Annotated in this window: 11 protein-coding genes and 4 pseudogenes; 7 read left to right on the top strand and 8 right to left on the bottom strand. The window is 51.0% G+C overall.

Annotated features, from left to right (window positions below; genetic code table 11):
- The first annotated feature begins 289 nt into the window (after nt 1-289).
- Nucleotides 290-1,573 carry a globin domain-containing protein gene (locus tag MHZ97_RS21570; protein WP_103797718.1) on the top strand — a complete coding sequence of 428 codons (1,284 nt, stop codon included), beginning with the start codon at nt 290-292 and terminating at the stop codon, nt 1,571-1,573.
- 952 nt (nt 1,574-2,525) lie between these two features.
- On the opposite strand, the gene MHZ97_RS21565 is transcribed toward MHZ97_RS21570, so the two are convergent.
- The 3 genes and pseudogenes from MHZ97_RS21565 to MHZ97_RS21555 form a co-directional block, all read right to left on the bottom strand.
- Nucleotides 2,526-2,843, bottom strand: a complete 318-nt coding sequence (locus tag MHZ97_RS21565) for a hypothetical protein (protein WP_103797719.1) — start codon at nt 2,841-2,843, stop codon at nt 2,526-2,528.
- 753 nt (nt 2,844-3,596) lie between these two features.
- Nucleotides 3,597-4,205 carry a DsrE family protein gene (locus MHZ97_RS21560; protein ID WP_048783021.1) on the bottom strand — a complete coding sequence of 203 codons (609 nt, stop codon included), beginning with the start codon at nt 4,203-4,205 and terminating at the stop codon, nt 3,597-3,599.
- 370 nt (nt 4,206-4,575) lie between these two features.
- Nucleotides 4,576-4,973 (bottom strand): annotated as a pseudogene (locus MHZ97_RS21555) (VOC family protein).
- Between the two features lie 299 nt (nt 4,974-5,272).
- On the opposite strand from MHZ97_RS21555, the pseudogene MHZ97_RS21550 reads away from it, so the two are divergent.
- Nucleotides 5,273-6,420: pseudogene (locus tag MHZ97_RS21550) on the top strand (IS3 family transposase).
- Between the two features lie 748 nt (nt 6,421-7,168).
- Here MHZ97_RS21550 and MHZ97_RS21545 read toward each other — a convergent pair.
- A pseudogene (locus tag MHZ97_RS21545) lies at nt 7,169-7,769 on the bottom strand (tyrosine-type recombinase/integrase); the annotation flags it as partial.
- Between MHZ97_RS21545 and pifC the strand changes: the two are divergent.
- The 3 genes and pseudogenes from pifC to MHZ97_RS21530 form a co-directional block, all read left to right on the top strand.
- Nucleotides 7,767-8,174: pseudogene (pifC, locus tag MHZ97_RS21540) on the top strand (transcriptional repressor PifC); the annotation flags it as partial. The pseudogenes MHZ97_RS21545 and pifC overlap by 3 nt on opposite strands.
- A gap of 22 nt (nt 8,175-8,196) precedes the next feature.
- Complete coding sequence (locus tag MHZ97_RS21535; protein ID WP_239315633.1) at nt 8,197-8,766, top strand: hypothetical protein; 570 nt, start codon at nt 8,197-8,199, stop codon at nt 8,764-8,766.
- Between the two features lie 30 nt (nt 8,767-8,796).
- The gene (locus MHZ97_RS21530; RefSeq protein ID WP_239315632.1) at nt 8,797-9,732 is read left to right on the top strand and encodes a hypothetical protein; all 936 of its coding nucleotides are present in this window, start codon (nt 8,797-8,799) and stop codon (nt 9,730-9,732) included.
- An 8-nt stretch (nt 9,733-9,740) separates the two neighbouring features.
- Here MHZ97_RS21530 and MHZ97_RS21525 read toward each other — a convergent pair whose 3' ends face one another.
- The 3 genes from MHZ97_RS21525 to MHZ97_RS21515 form a co-directional block, all read right to left on the bottom strand.
- Entirely contained in the window at nt 9,741-10,367 is a 627-nt protein-coding gene (locus tag MHZ97_RS21525; protein WP_239315635.1) for a TetR/AcrR family transcriptional regulator, read from the bottom strand.
- An 81-nt stretch (nt 10,368-10,448) separates the two neighbouring features.
- Nucleotides 10,449-11,921, bottom strand: coding sequence for an aldehyde dehydrogenase family protein (locus tag MHZ97_RS21520; protein WP_239315631.1), 1,473 nt, complete (start codon nt 11,919-11,921; stop codon nt 10,449-10,451).
- A gap of 394 nt (nt 11,922-12,315) precedes the next feature.
- Nucleotides 12,316-12,738, bottom strand: coding sequence for a MarR family winged helix-turn-helix transcriptional regulator (locus MHZ97_RS21515; RefSeq protein WP_239315630.1), 423 nt, complete (start codon nt 12,736-12,738; stop codon nt 12,316-12,318).
- Between the two features lie 817 nt (nt 12,739-13,555).
- On the opposite strand from MHZ97_RS21515, the gene MHZ97_RS21510 reads away from it, so the two are divergent.
- Nucleotides 13,556-14,575 (top strand): alpha/beta hydrolase, encoded by a 1,020-nt coding sequence (locus tag MHZ97_RS21510; RefSeq protein WP_239315629.1) that lies wholly within the window; start codon nt 13,556-13,558, stop codon nt 14,573-14,575.
- 363 nt (nt 14,576-14,938) lie between these two features.
- On the opposite strand, the gene MHZ97_RS21505 is transcribed toward MHZ97_RS21510, so the two are convergent.
- Nucleotides 14,939-15,004, bottom strand: coding sequence for a DUF4113 domain-containing protein (locus MHZ97_RS21505; protein WP_375337778.1), 66 nt, complete (start codon nt 15,002-15,004; stop codon nt 14,939-14,941).
- 193 nt (nt 15,005-15,197) lie between these two features.
- Between MHZ97_RS21505 and MHZ97_RS22385 the strand changes: the two genes are divergently transcribed.
- Nucleotides 15,198-15,262: IS1 family transposase (locus tag MHZ97_RS22385; protein ID WP_239315634.1), on the top strand; the 65-nt coding region annotated here is incomplete at its 3' end.

Here is a 15,262-nt window from a genome sequence, read left to right as displayed (position 1 = left end):
GCATGGTGCGTGCGCTGAATAAAATAACGAAGGCTGGTATGCCAGAAAGCGTGCGTATTGCCTGAAAACCCGGTCAGCTACAGAGTCACTCGTCCTGAAGCTGATTTATTCAACAAAGCCAGCTGCATGATAAAGTCATCGGGCATTATCTGAACATAAAACACTATCAATAAGTTGGGACCATTACCGTCTGTGATTATGCTTAAGGGTGGAAAGGCCTGACTCGGCCATACTAAACTCTGGGTTCAGTTTATTCGTTACGGCAGCATGAAGGCATTGTGAGGTTAATATGTTAAGTGAAAAACAAAAAGAACAGGTTAAAGCTACAGTCCCCGTTCTGAAAGAAAACGGAGTGGCGCTGACCGATTATTTTTACAAGAGAATGTTAAAAAACAACCCTGACCTGAAAGAAACGTTTAATATGGGGCATCAGCGAAGCGGTGCTCAGGCCAAAGCGCTGGCTGGCGCAGTGCTGGCGTATGCTGAAAATATTGATAATCCCGGTGTGCTGGCACCGGTTATTGAGCTTATCTGCCATAAGCACGTCAGTTTGAATATACAGACTCCTGATTATGATACTGTTGGCGAAAATCTGCTCCATTCCATCAGTGAAGTGCTTAATATCTCCATGGATGATGAATTAATCAGGGCCTGGGCGGAAGCGTATCAGCAGCTGGCTGATATTTTTATCGCGACGGAGAAACAACTGTATGAGGAGCATAAAAATACCAGCGGCAGCTGGGTTGGCTGGCGTGATTTTATTGTGGACAGAAAAGTCATGGAAAGTGCCGAAATTACATCATTTTATCTTGTCCCCAAGGACAGACAGGCGCTGCCTCCTTATAAACCGGGCCAGTATATCACGCTCCGGGTTATGGTACCTGCCTTGGGGATTAGACAACCCCGCCAGTACAGTCTTTCGAGCAGTCCTGCTGATAATTATCTGCGTATATCCGTAAAACGCGAAGATCCCCGTATCGAAGGGCAGGATCCCGGTTACGTCTCTTCAACGCTGCATAATGCTGTTCAGGAAGGTGACATCGTTGAACTCAGCGCCCCGACCGGAAACTTTTACCTTCTGAACCCGGATAATACGAATGTTCTTATCAGCGCAGGCGTCGGACTGACCCCAATGATATCAATGGTAAACCACCTGCTTGCAGAACATGCGGACCCAAATTTATCTTCTGCTGCCGGTACAGGCGACTCTGCCATCACGGAAAAGCAGTCAGAGGCCAAAAAAGATATTTATTTTATCCATGCGGCCCGCAGTTCAGAGGCCCATGCCCTGCGTGAAGAGCTGGAGAATTTAGCGCGCCGGAACAGAAATCTTCATCTGTTTATCGCTTATGAAAATGTCAAAGAAGGTGAGGTTGCCGGCAAAAACTACCACATGCAAGGACGTCTTAAGCTGGATGAAATGCCTGCTGCCTGTTTACCGAAAGAGGCTGACTATTACCTTTGCGGGCCGGTACCTTTTATGCAGGAGCAATACCAGGCCCTGCTCCGTCTGGGGATCCCACCGGAGAGGATCTTCAGTGAAGCGTTTACCACAGGTGGCGTTCACCTGTAATCCGTAAATCATCCCAGGAAAAGGTGCCTGAGCGTTACCGAAAAAATTATTGCCCTGTAACCGGGACAGGGCGCTGACCGCCGCCCAGCGCTTTGTTCTGCTGTCCCTTTTCCATCTGACAAGGTTTTCCTGTCGTTGCCAGGAGGTACAGGAACGGCTTTTCTGAAAACTTACGCAGGGCACATGAAACCGGGCAGCGTACCTTTCTTACCGTTTGCAGAGGCAGCCTGATTTCAGGCCATGCAAAAAATGAATGCACACAACAAAGCCTGTTAAAAACGTCACGTTTATGAATGACATGTTCACCATGTTCATAAGCGTCCGGAAATACGCGGTTTATGCTGCAGATGAAAAACGGAAACGCTTATGCTCGGAATAAACTGCATTCTCTTTTCTTTTGCAAAATGCCTGACCGGAGCGGGAAAGAAAGTACATTCTGACCCGCTTAAGAATAAGAAATTTATTTCTGTCTGCCCTCTTCCAAAGCTCAAAGATGATTGCGTGGTGTTATCCCGATTAGATCGTAGTCAGCAGATTCATGTTTTATAGAGGGAAGTAAAGCATCTAGGACAAGGCCTCGCCTCAGCATCCCTGGATTTCGCTACCTTCATTGCGTCCCGGGTATGGTAAAAAGTGCCCAAAAAAACGCGATTTTCAACGCCAGGCAGTGATTTACACCCAGCTGTATGTACAAACAAAGCACCCGTGACTTCGAATTGCCTTGAAAGATAAAAATATTTTCCCATATTGCACTCTTATTTTTTTCATCAGGTTCAGGAATTGATCAAACCTCAAAACCTGTTAAGGGTTTTCCATGCTTTTAGCGGCAGGTTCGGCGCAGCTTCAGCGCCTTAGCGTGCCTGAAGTGTCCGGCCGGCCGACCTTTTTAATAAAGCCAGGCGGTAAACCTGTATCGGGTTATCAAATACAATGACCGAGCCGAGGTCTGTATTTACTTGAGCCTGGCCTTTGCGGCGCCCTTTTTGCGGCTCACCTGCCGTCTGGCATAGGCGATGACAGTCATCCAGTCAGGATCTGAACATTTATTCGTAAAGGTATTGAGGTTTTTGAAGAGTTCGGACCACATCTTCAGGTGTAAGCGATTCTGATAATGATAATGATAATGATACTTAAGATTTACCTCCATAGACCTTATGACATCATCCACCAGGTTCTTGATCTGCCTCAAATCCTCTCCGGACTGATGCCTTGCAGCAAGCTGCCTTATCTGAAAAGCATAAACTACAGTATCCAGCTCCACTGTAAACAAAACGACCTCAATTATCAGCTGTTTTCCGCCTGAACCCTAGTCTACTTAAACTTACGAGACCAGTTTTAAATCAACTTTTGTACTGTGAAGAGTAACTGATTTGCCTCCATGTACCATGCCCACCACCGTTAAACATTGAGCCGAAGCATTCTGACGCGCTGTTCATCTTTCATGTCTGATGGGAAATCGGCATCGCTGACCTTTCCCGCCTGGCTGAGTTTACTGAAGAGATTAACCAAACGCTGTAATGTTATTAGCTACCTCGAAGGACTGCCGCCGCATGCTGACAGCATCAGCACTGGAAGTGCAGCGAATGCGACTCGGAGTTGCACCTGCTTTTACCACGTCGCGGGTAATGTTCCGCCAGGCATCTTTCTCCCTGACGCTTGCAGTCGCTGCCTTCTTTCTGTGAGAGCAAGGCAGGCTTCGGTCCCCTGAGCGGTTACCGCATCCAGCATTTTGCCGTTCATGTTGATGATATTAAAAAAGCTGCCAGCCTGTTTGAGTCCGCCGGCGGGAAAGCGTTTTACCTCATCACGACTGCTGATGTTTCCGACCTGAGCTGGAGTCAATAACTTTTCTACTATAGGCGCGACATGGAGCGGTGTTACTGAAGTAATATCACTGACATAAAAGCGGCTTATTGCATATCAGTAAGGCTTTGAGCATGTGTAAGGTGGTTTAAGAAAATTATCTGACGAAAGGCGCAATAAGGCTACCTTCCATTTATTCAACAAGGCCTGCCAATCCGCTTTACATTTCCAGGAAGGCATAACCCCTGTTCTGTAAGGTTGTTATTGTGGTCAGAGCGGAAGGCGTATGTATAACCGAGCCAGCGATCCAGTTCTTTTTATAATGATGCCAGGCGATAGCCTGATCGCATATGCTCACTTTGACTCCCTGGCTCTGAAGGGCCGAAATGAGCTTAAGGTTTGGGTTGTCAGTGCCATATATTTTTTGATAATGCACGTTATCAAGCATCGCCGGCGTTGCGCCACCGTTCACCGCAACGACAAATCTGAGTTTGTTGGTGGGAACCCCGGCTGCAACATAGAGATTAACCACCTGCGCGACTTTTTCCAGGGCCGGATTCGGCAATGATGTGTTGTCTCCGGCCTGCCCCACCTTGAAAACGATTTTATTGCTCAGGTCTGGGGTGGGCTGGAAGGCAGCACTGCGTTCATAGTGGATTTCGCCATAACCCTTCACGGCCGGTGTAATCCAGAAGCCAGCGGACTGATCGTTTGAAACACTGGCAGGATGATCAGTCAGGCTTTTGAAAAAAGCATGATTATTACAAAGCGCAGCTCCCATAAGCCCGCTCGTGATTGCAATTAGTGCTCCAGTTATAACAGAACGCATGTTTCCCTCCGGGCGCCTTGAGCATGAGCGCCCTGTTTATATTAGTGAAGAAAGACATTAACAAAAACATTTTGGCATCAGCTAGCAAGCCGTACATTTACTTTATACTTTCTTACCAGGTTGTTAATTTTACAGATTATTCTTAAGCAGCGGGATCAAATCGCGCTCCAGGATAGCCAGTTTGGGCTGCTCTCTATAATTGACTATAGCAAGATGTTAACAACGCCCGCTTCTGCACATAGCGGACTGTCGCAGTTGCAGAATCCGGTATGAGCGGGTAGCAGACGTTTCACTCATGATGACTGAAAATGTCCACTACGTTGAATATAGCATCCCGGCCACGCACCGGACGTGCGCAGTCGCATAGCTATCAGAGCTGAGCGCTCTGGTGGAGATCCCAGCGGTTGCCATAAATGTCATAAAACACAGCGCCCCCCATACTCCCCCTCACACGGCTTCTGACAGCGGTGAACGCCCTTTGTTTTCATAGCGGTGTAGCCACGCCGGAAGTCTCGGTCTGCAGGAACAGGAATACCCGCCCACCACACTGATTGCCAATAAAATCTTCCTGCCTCTCGTTTGAAGTGTGGGTCAGGAGAAGATTACAGTGGCTCTCCAAGTTAGGTGTAACGACAACCCGGCGTTTACCTGGCTGCGGTGTGTCCTCAACCAGGGAAAAACCCATCTTGTCGGCGTAATACTCAATCTCGCGGTCATAGTCATCGACCACATAGCCACATATCCCATGGATCGCTTTTGCGTTCTCATTTCTGCGCCGTCAGGTTTCAGGTACAACTGCCTGAACACTCTCTTTTAACATAACAGTGCGGTCAAGAACTGCCGCGAAGAAGGTAACCCAAAAGATGTTTCCGGTAAGTCCATGACAAAAACATGCAGAGAGCTTTTTACGCCTTAGTGCCGAATAGTTGTGGTGGATTCGCTTCATACCTTCAGGCTACGCATCCGTTTTCAGGACAAAAAAAACCCGCTCAGGGCGGGGAAAATGAATCGCCACGGGTTTAACAGACACCTCAGAGTCATTTAAGATGGCTTAAAGAGAGGTGCCCATGAGCGGTAAGCGTTATCCCGAAGAGTTTAAAACTGAAGCAGTCAAACAGGTTGTTGATCGCGGTTATTCTGTTGCCAGCGTTGCAACACGTCTCGATATCACCACCCACAGCCTTTACGCCTGGATAAAGAAGTACGGTCCGGATTCTTCCGCTAATAAAGAACAGTCAGATGCTCAGGCCGAGATCCGCCGTCTCCAGAAAGAGCTGAAGCGGGTTACCGACGAACGGGACATATTAAAAAAAGCCGCGGCGTACTTCGCAAAGCTGTCCGACTGAGGTACGCCTTTATCCGTGACAACACCTGTTGCTAGCCTGTTCGCCTGCTCTGTCGGGTGCTGGATGTTCATCCCAGTGGTTTTTACGCCTGGCTTCAGCAGCCGCATTCACAACGCCATCAGGCAGACCTGAGACTGACAGGACAGATTAAACAGTTCTGGCTGGAATCGGGATGCGTCTATGGTTATCGCAAAATCCATCTGGATCTGCGGGACAGCGGGCAACAGTGCGGAGTGAACAGAGTCTGGCGACTGATGAAACGTGTCGGGATAAAGGCTCAGGTCGGATACCGGAGCCCGCGGGCACGTAAAGGCGAGGCCAGTATCGTGTCGCCCAACAGGCTCCAGCGACAGTTCAATCCGGATGCTCCGGATAAGCGTTGGGTAACGGACATAACCTACATCAGGACCCACGAAGGCTGGCTGTATCTTGCCGTGGTTGTTGATCTGTTCTCACGCAAAATTATCGGCTGGTCCATGCAATCCCGGATGACAAAGGACATTGTCCTGAACGCACTGCTGATGGCTGTATGGCGCCGTAATCCCCAAAAACAGGTGCTGGTTCATTCGGATCAGGGCAGTCAGTACACAAGCCATGAGTGGCAGTCGTTCCTGAAATCACACGGCCTGGAGGGCAGCATGAGCCGTCGCGGTAACTGCCATGATAATGCGGTTGCAGAAAGCTTTTTCCAGTTGTTGAAACGCGAACGGATAAAGAAAAAGATCTACGGAACGCGGGAAGAAGCCCGCAGCGATATTTTTGATTACATCGAAATGTTTTATAACAGTAAGCGTCGGCATGGTTCCAGCGATCAGATGTCACCGACAGAATATGAAAACCAGTATTATCAACGGCTAGGAAGTGTCTAGATTATCCGTGGCGATTCAGGATAGTTTGTTATTTGACATGATGCGACACACCATTTTGCATGTTATGACACACCAAGAGCATGATGTCACCCACTTTGCTCATGGCATGACACACCAATTACATGTTGCGACACACTTATTGCATAATACGACACACCCAAATCCTCTGAATGCCTTGTCTGACGTGGCTTGCAGCGATCGGGGATCTGTTTGGGACTATAAGGATCCATTTAGGATCTTCAATAGGATCGTGTTATAGGATCTAACCGGTGTATATGTTGATAACTTTTTGAAATCCGAGAGGATGAAAAGGGATAGTGCCCAAATAGCATAATGCCACTGAAAGTTTTAACTTAGCAGACAGGCATGGCTTACCATGCTATGACCCACTCATAGAGATGTGAGCTAAAGATATTAGATTAGCTTGATCATGTTTCTCTGAAAGTGGCAGATCTATCAACGTCCTTGAATCATCAGAACTGCTTAGTGCAATGCAAACGCACATTGTGCATTCAGGTTATTATGTCCATAGCCTACTGCAAACCGTATGTTGTACTGCACATCGCTCCACCCCGCACTTTGGTCAAAACGGCATTATCAAAAAAATGTCCAAAAATACTTATGATGATCGTTTTTATTTTTATGGACCTTGATATCCAACCCCTCGTCTAATCGGAAACAAGTTCTGATTAGACGATGGGGTTGGACAAGCCAGAAAGGTGCGTCAGCCAAACATCCACAAGAATCCTCAAATATTACCTTTCAGCATGGCAACAGCATCGGTGCCGTCCATATGGAACTGTACACGGTGGCGTGCCGCTTCATCGAGTACTAATACTTTCGTATAGACTTTCTTCAAACTCACCGATTTATTACCCATCAAGCTCTGCAGAACCTTCAGTGGAATACCGGCATACAGTATCTGCAGGGTGTAGGAGTGGCGGAACTTGTGAGGAGTCACCGGCACGAAGGACGTCACGCCGTCGGCAGCGGCCGATTCTACCGCTTCATTCAGCCATGTTCGGCCAGTCCGGTCGGTGATCGTCCAAATGTGCGCCTTTTCTGTTCTGCAGGTGTACTTATTCCGTCGCTCCATCGGTATTTTCAGCGTGGCCATCATCATCTACAGCTGGCTGACGTACTGGAGATCAGACAGAGAGACGAGCCAGTGAGGCTGGCTCCCGGCCTACCGTTCTCGCCGCTCTCTAAGCCCGCAGCTTCAGTGCAGCCAGCTGCACAAACGGGTGGGGTGGAGTCAGGAAGAAGTCGGTCCTAGTGAACGCAAGGGCTTCATTACTACGCACGCCGGTGTTCCAGAGGGTCGCTATAAGCATCTTGCGGTGCAGATCCCGGCCGTGACCGAAACCATTAAAGCGGGCACGCTACGCCTCGATATCCGCATCGATGGCCAGTATTCCGGCGAGCGCCCGGGGGCCTGGTACAACACGCCGCGTCTGCACCTGCTCATCACCGGCTAGGACTTCGTGGTGCCGTACGGCTGGGAAGCCTTCTCCGAACTGCTGGGCCTGTTCACGCTGTACGCCCGCCATTCTGAAGCCCTGGCGCACGGCCATCAGGGTGAGCAAGTGATGTTCTCCCCGCCGGGAAACGTCACGCCAGAAGTATTCTTCGGCATTGACGGGTTAAGAATTTTTATGCCGGCGGAGGCCTTTGAGTCCCTGGTTCGGGAACTTAGCATGAAATGCTCTGAAGGCTCACTGGCGGAAGCCCTGACGGGGCTTCGCTGCCTGTAAGGAGATCTGTGAGGAGAACCTTATGTATAATAATCTTCCGGCCCTTAGTGACAGTGTCGTGTGGGATGACAGCCTTCTGGCAACAGGCTATGCGGCGCCGGATACTGAAGCGCTGGGAAATGCAATAAAGGGCTACCTTCAGGCTGTCAGGATTCTGCGTGGGGAGTGGCATCCCCTTCATGACTCTCCGCTCAGCCTGTGGATTGCGCGTCACGATCAGCAGGCCCTTTATCGTGCCGGCCTGCTGTCGGCTGAGCGCATCATCCTGACCGATACGCTGGAAGAAGCTGCGTTACGCCTTGATACCATGGCGTCATCGAAGGCGATGGATCAGCTGGTACATTACAATGCAACCGATCGACTGGCAGATATCAGGACCGGCGTGGCGCAGTTTGTGCGTTTTGTGAAGGACAATTTTCAGTTGCTCCAGGCCGGCTTTATTGCCTTTACACCCTGTGAATCAGTCCGGCAGGAGCAGGAGCGTAAAATGCAGCACCTGCAGGATAAGCCTGATCGGCATTTCCTTAACGCCGTGATACCCCCGGAGGTGATCCGGCTGTACGAGAGGAGTATGAAGGTGCGGGGTGTCTGACGGAGCAGCAACGAAGGGCATATCCGCTTCGTGTCAGAAAAAACACTGCCGGATGAAATCATGCTGGAGCTGCGGGACTGCCTGAGCCCTTTTACCAATGCCTATATGTACCAGGAGCTGCAGCCAGTCGAAGTGAAAGAAGACGGCAGATTCAGGGCAAGGATCACCCGCGGTAAACACGAAAGTCGTAAAGGGTATGACCGGCAGGTGCGCGGGGCCATGAACCGGAGTATCTACTTTCATTATCACGGGCTGCTGACTGATATCAGTCAGTCAGGCCGGGCCGGCGCCTCACTTGTCACCCGCTGTCCGCTGCAGGGCAAGATCCTGCAGAAGCTGGACGCATCCGGGAGACTGTCACGCAGGGTGCTTGAGGTTGAACTCCCGTTTTTGCAGGATCTGTCACTTCACGACATTTTTCGCATCCGCACCGATTACGAGCCGAGCATAACAGCCTTCCGGCGCACGCTGCGTGACTGTGCGGTTGAAATGGAGCGTGCATCGGGGCCAGCTGAGATAGTCCTGCAGCAGCAGCGTGTCAGAGAGCGAATTGCTGATGAAGGACTGGATGCTCTGCAGCAGAAACTTACCACATGGAAGCGGCGGAGTATACAGGACACAGCCCTGCTCGCCGTACCGGCGGTGCTGGGTTACATGGGGACGCCTTCACTGTTCAATCTGGCCGTCGGAGCAGTCAGCCTTCTGCAGGCCACCCTGGGTGCCCACCGTCATCATCAGGAGGTTATCCATCATCCGTCATGGTTTATCCTGCGTACCACAGACATTCAGCGGCTGAAAAATAGGGATCATGCCGATGCAACAGCAGGATGGATGGGCTCCTTTCCAGGCAGGAGTACGTCGGGGGAATTAACATCAGCTTTGTGCCGGCAGCGGACTTTTTCGTTATGTGAACACCTGGCAACAGCCGACCTGGTAACCAGGCACCACCTTCACTTCCTGCCGTAGACAGGAACTCAGGATTTCAGTTGAAGCGTATCGGCAAACTGGCGGTAATATTGCTCAATGAGTTTCTGTCCATTGTCCGGGGAGAACAGGTACAGACGCATCAGTCCCTCAAAAACGAGGGAAAGGCGCTCTGTGACGTCGTCCGGATTGAGCTCAGCAGATATTTGACCGCTGTTCTGGGCCGTGCGTATCTTGTGGCGAACACTGTTAATTAGGCCAGATTCTGACTCACGAAGGAGTTCGGCGACATGTGTGTTACGCGCACCCTCACTGGCGATCTCAGCACGTAAAACCGCCACCGCGTGTCCCTCGGATGTGAGGAAGATCTCTGCCAGCAGTTCTTCAATCGCCTTGCGACTGAAATCCGTACTCCAGAAACGGCTAATCAGATTGTGATGCCGCTGCAGGTCGAGTTCGATAAGCGCAGTGATAAGGGCTTCCTTACTCGGGTAGTACTGGTAGATGTTCGCAACGCTGACCCCTGCAGCTGCACCGATCTCGGAAATGGATGAGGCGTGAAACCCGCGTTGTATAAAGCAGTTTCGGGCCCCGTCGAGGATCTGGGTCATGCGTTCTTCACGCGCATGCTCATTCACGGGACGCCCGCGCAGGGGCTTGTCAGCACCAGTTTTCATTTTCACAATATTTTCCATTCAGGTAACACAAGGACGGCACCGGGATGGTGTCGTCCTCAGTTGGCTGCAAAGCGATAAACGTCAGAGCGATGTCGGCGTTGCCTCAACGCTCGCATAGACCTTGATTTCCTGGAACTGCTCAATCGCACGTGGCCCACAGAGGACGCCGATACCACTTTGCTTGAAGCCGCTCTGTTCAAAGTGCTCAGACATGACGCCCCAGCAGTTTAGCCAGATATGCCCGGCTTGAATAGCCTTGCCGACTCGCCGGCAGCGCGCCGTATCGCCCGAGAACACCGAAGCGGCGAGACCAAATTCCGTAGCGTTTGCGCGCATGATTGCATCGGCTTCGTCTTCAAAAATCTCGAAAGTCTGGACCGGCCCGAAGACCTCGGACTGGATGACACGGGTGTCCAGGTCCTGTACTTCGATCAGGGTGGGGCGGTAGAACGCGCCTGCGGCCAGGGGGCCTTCGTCGACCGGGCCGCCGCGCACCAGAATGTTTGCATAGGATCCTGCTTCATCGACCACGGCATCAACGCGCCTAACACTGGCTTTGTCGATAAGAGGACCAAGCTGCGCCTGCGGATCCTCGCTTTCACCGAGCCGGACGTTCTGATAAGCCTCGATCAGCGCAGCGCGCAATCGGTCGGCAATGCCACGCTGGACCAGTACACGCGAACCGGTGCAGCAGAACTGGCCGTTCATCGCGACCAGTGCCGTGACGATCTGCGGTACCACCGCATCAAGACTGGCATCATCGAATACAACCAGTGGTGCCTTGCCGCCCAGTTCGAGATTCAGACGCTTGAGCGTTCTGGCACCATTGGCGGCAATGAGACGGCCGACCCTGGTGCTGCCGGTATAGCTGATCATGTTCACCAGAGGGGAATCGACCAGCATGGAGGCACCCGTACTCCCGGTTTCGGTGATCACATTCAGTACACCCGGCGGCAGCGATTTGACCGCTGCTATTGCCCCGGAAAACAGGGCATTGGTAAGTGCGGTTTGATGTGGCAGCTTCAGTACCACCGTGCATCCGGCAGCCAGCGCGGGAGCGAGAGCGCGCACGGACAGGATGATGGGTGAATTCCAGGGCGAGATCACTCCCACAACGCCAAGAGGTTCGGGATCGGAATGAAAGTGCATCCCCGGTGCGGCTTCAAGGGCGCGCCCACCGGTCTGTAACAGTGCGGTGGCGGCACCATAACGCAGCCACTCCACTGTCAATGCCAGTTCCCACTGAGTCTGCGCCAGTAGCTTGCCTCCTTCACGGGCGAGCTGAATTGCTATTTCGTCCACCCGTTTTGCGACCTCATCGGCCAGCTCAAATAGGGCACGCGAGCGCAGGGAGCGTACTCTGGACCAGTTTGTGGTGTCGAAAGCAGTGCGGGCGGCTTCGATCGCATAGCGTGCTTCGTCAGCGCCGGCGTCCAGGTAACTTCCCAGCAGCTGGCCGGTTGAAGGGCTGACCGCATGTCTGATCGTGCCTCCGGTGTTCCAGCTACCGTTGATCCAGTTCTTTGCAGCTTCAGTCAAATTCGGGCGTTCCATGATATTTCCTTTCAGAGTGTCCCGCGGATTGGTTGACGCAGACACGGTGCGGGGAGTCCCGGGTCTGAGCGGTGGACGCCGAAGCTAAAGGCTGCCCGTTTGCGTCGCGGTAAATATAAAAGTAAGTGATCATTTATATAAATGCAATGCTATTTTACAGCGCTCAGAAATTATGGGGATAACGCGGCTGGCGTGGAAGGGGCTCGTCCTGGCGAGGATAAGCGGATCATGGAACGAACACACATCGCCCTGGGGCGGCAGCTCAGGTCTTTTGCTGCCGGCACAGGTGGACTGTCGCTGTACCAGATGTGTGTTTTCAGTGAGCGAAATGTTTATTGTGTTAAAACAAAGAGATCGGGCTCATACCCGGGTCGCGATACACCGGCACCAGGCTTTACAGATCTTTCAGCAGATTAGCTGACAGCTGGCGAAGCAGATCTAACTCCTCATCTTTCATCTGCATGGTACATCTCATTTTACCAGGCAGTTCCAGCAGAGCCTCTTTCATCTCATGCGCCTTTTTAGTAAGTACGACATTTTTCATCCTTTCATCCCCGACGACGGCCATCCTTTTCAGAAACCCCTTCCCCTCAAGTTTTTGCACAAGCGGCGTCAGCGTTCCCGAGTCAAATAATGTCTTCTGGCCAAGCGCCCGTAACGGGATATCGTCCTGCTCATACAGTGCCATGAGCACGACAAACTGCGGGTAGGTCAGGTCAAATTCTTTCAGTAATGGCCGGTACTGGCGGATCAGCGCGTTTGTAACCGAGTACAAAGAGAAGCATAGCTTTTCTTCCAGAATGCTGTTTTGTTTCATTTAATTAACCCCGGCAGAAAGATATAAAAACAGTATAAATATTATTTGATAGAAAGAATATTGCATGCAAGTTTAATTCGTAAAAGTTAGTTGCCGGTAACAGGACGATAAACATACTTTTAAAAATGCTCAGTCACAAAAGCCGGATCGGCTGTTCCGACTTCTGCCAGTTTTGCAGTCGCCCCTGCTTTATATTCTGAACAACCGGCCAGTCTTTCTGCTCCGCAGCGAGGCCCGAGCATTTCTTAACGTACCATGGTCATTGAACCGCTTCTCATCCACTCCAGTGGACCATTAACATAACGTCTGAAAACTTCCCGTAAAGTAATCATGGTATTTATATAAGTGATCGATTACTTTTATATTTATCACGACGCAAATGGGCAGCCTTTAGTTCCGGCAATAACCAGGCAAACAAGAAATTACCTGCCCCGGCTCCGTGTCGATCAATGCGCGGAACACTCTGAAAGGAAATATCGTGGAACGCCCGAATCTGACTGAAACGGCGAAGACCGGATCAACTGTGGTCAGCCCAACGGCCGGTCAGATGCCGGGCAAGGACCAGAACAGGGTTTGTACCCGGGGCGGGCGGTAGGGCGCATGAGTAGCCGAATCTGAAGATCAGAATGGATTCTCTGCTAATGCACTGTTTTTACAGATTTAATTAACACAGCTTAAAAATATTAAAAAAAAATGAAGGAATAATGTTTGACTGAAAGAATGTTGCATGCAAGCATTATGCATACAAGATAGATGCCGGGGACAACCGGCGCTCAACTGAATAATACAATCAACATACATCTAACGAGGCTTAATCATGAAAACCGTATCAGCTGTCCTGACTTCTGCTCTTTTCGCATCCGCCACCGCTGTGGCTTCCGAACAACCGGTCAACCTTCCTGCTCCTACGGCCGGAGTGCAGGCATTTCTCAATGTGCTGAACTCCGGTAAAGGCAAGCCTATGGAACAACTGACTCCTCAGGAGGCCCGTCAGATACTGATCGGGGCCCAGAAGGGCGTTACGCTGCCATCAGCGCAGGTTTCAGAAAAAATTATTACGGTGAACGGGCAATCCATAACACTGAAAATCGTCAAACCGGACAACGCTATCGGCACACTTCCTGTGTTCATGTTCTTCCATGGTGGTGGCTGGGTGCTGGGAGATTTCCCGACTCATGAACGTCTTATCCGGGATCTGGTTCGCTCCTCCGGCGCTGCTGCGGTATATGTGGACTATACTCCGTCACCGGAGGCCCACTTCCCTGTCGCGATTAATCAGGCGTATGAAGCAACTAAATGGGTGGCTGAACACGGTCAGCAAATTGGCGTGGATGGCAGCCGTCTGGCCCTGGTCGGTAACAGCGTCGGCGGGAATATGGTGGCCTCTGTGGCGCTGCAGGCCAGACAGTTTAACGGTCCGAAGATTCGTTATAACGTGATGCTGTGGCCGGTAACCGACGCGAATTTTAACAGCGCATCCTATAACCAGTACGAAAATGGCTATTTCCTGACGAAAAACATGATGAAATGGTTCTGGGATAACTACACCACAAGCGCGTCAGACCGTAATAATATTCTGGCCTCGCCATTGCGTGCCACCACGGAACAGCTGAAAGGGTTCCCGCAGACCTTGATCCAGACGGCGGAACTTGATGTTCTGCGCGACGAAGGTGAAGCGTTCGGTCGTAAGCTGGATGCAGCTGGCGTACCAGTGACCGTGACACGCTATAACGGAATGATCCATGACTATGGGCTGCTGAACCCGTTAAGTCAGGAGCCCACCGTCAAAACTGCGCTGGAGCAGGCGGGTGCGGAACTGCATAAACATCTGAAATAATAACCGGATAATATTCCAACAGCGCGGCCAGAGACCGCGCTGTTTTGTATGAATCTGGTTCATACCTGTGCTAATTCCAGGCGAGAAAGACATTGTTGAGAAAACCAAATTATGCAGTCATGTTATTCTTTGCTGTAAGTCCTTGCATCAACTTTAATCTCTAAATTCCGCTTTTCATTCATAACGGACATTAAAAGTCATAAGGGGAGGCATCAAATCTCCCTTCACCATGTCATTCAGATTTATGTCGCTTCTTACACCGAACACTCATCACTGTCAGTTCGGTTGATGATAAACGCCACTCGCCCCATCGCTTCGGCTTCTCCCGCGCCTCAACCTCGTTCTCCGCAGCATCACTGGATGTCAGCGCACAATCAGCAGATCAGAGAATCTCGTCGTAAAACGAGGCGACAACAAATCCCGCTTCATCTGTCACTGCTGCAGTATTCCCTGTCTTACCGCCATTTGCGCCTGCACCGATGAGCCAGGAGACGACCTGAAAAGTTGCCTTCTTAAAGTAATTGTTGATGCTGCCGATAGGTTATATACCTGCGTCCTGAGCGCGGGGGTGATGCTGCCAACTTACTGATTTAGTGTATGATGGTGTTTTTGAGGTGCTCCAGTGGCTTCTGTTTCTATCACCTGTCCCTCCTGTTCAGCTACTGACGGGGTGGTGCGTAACGGCAA

The organism is Pantoea sp. ACRSC (genome assembly GCF_022346785.1).
GTDB lineage: Bacteria > Pseudomonadota > Gammaproteobacteria > Enterobacterales > Enterobacteriaceae > Pantoea > Pantoea alvi.
This window is presented reverse-complemented; position numbering and strand designations above follow the sequence as displayed.

Bases quoted from the DNA above. Each gene is read 5' to 3' on its own strand.
- MHZ97_RS21535 (WP_239315633.1), top strand. From the start codon at position 8,197: ATGTATAATAATCTTCCGGCCCTTAGTGACAGTGTCGTGTGGGATGAC.
- MHZ97_RS21510 (WP_239315629.1), top strand. From the start codon at position 13,556: ATGAAAACCGTATCAGCTGTCCTGACTTCTGCTCTTTTCGCATCCGCC.
- MHZ97_RS21525 (WP_239315635.1), bottom strand. From the start codon at position 10,367: ATGAAAACTGGTGCTGACAAGCCCCTGCGCGGGCGTCCCGTGAATGAG.
- MHZ97_RS21570 (WP_103797718.1), top strand. From the start codon at position 290: ATGTTAAGTGAAAAACAAAAAGAACAGGTTAAAGCTACAGTCCCCGTT.
- MHZ97_RS21560 (WP_048783021.1), bottom strand. From the start codon at position 4,205: ATGCGTTCTGTTATAACTGGAGCACTAATTGCAATCACGAGCGGGCTT.
- MHZ97_RS21520 (WP_239315631.1), bottom strand. From the start codon at position 11,921: ATGGAACGCCCGAATTTGACTGAAGCTGCAAAGAACTGGATCAACGGT.
- MHZ97_RS21515 (WP_239315630.1), bottom strand. From the start codon at position 12,738: ATGAAACAAAACAGCATTCTGGAAGAAAAGCTATGCTTCTCTTTGTAC.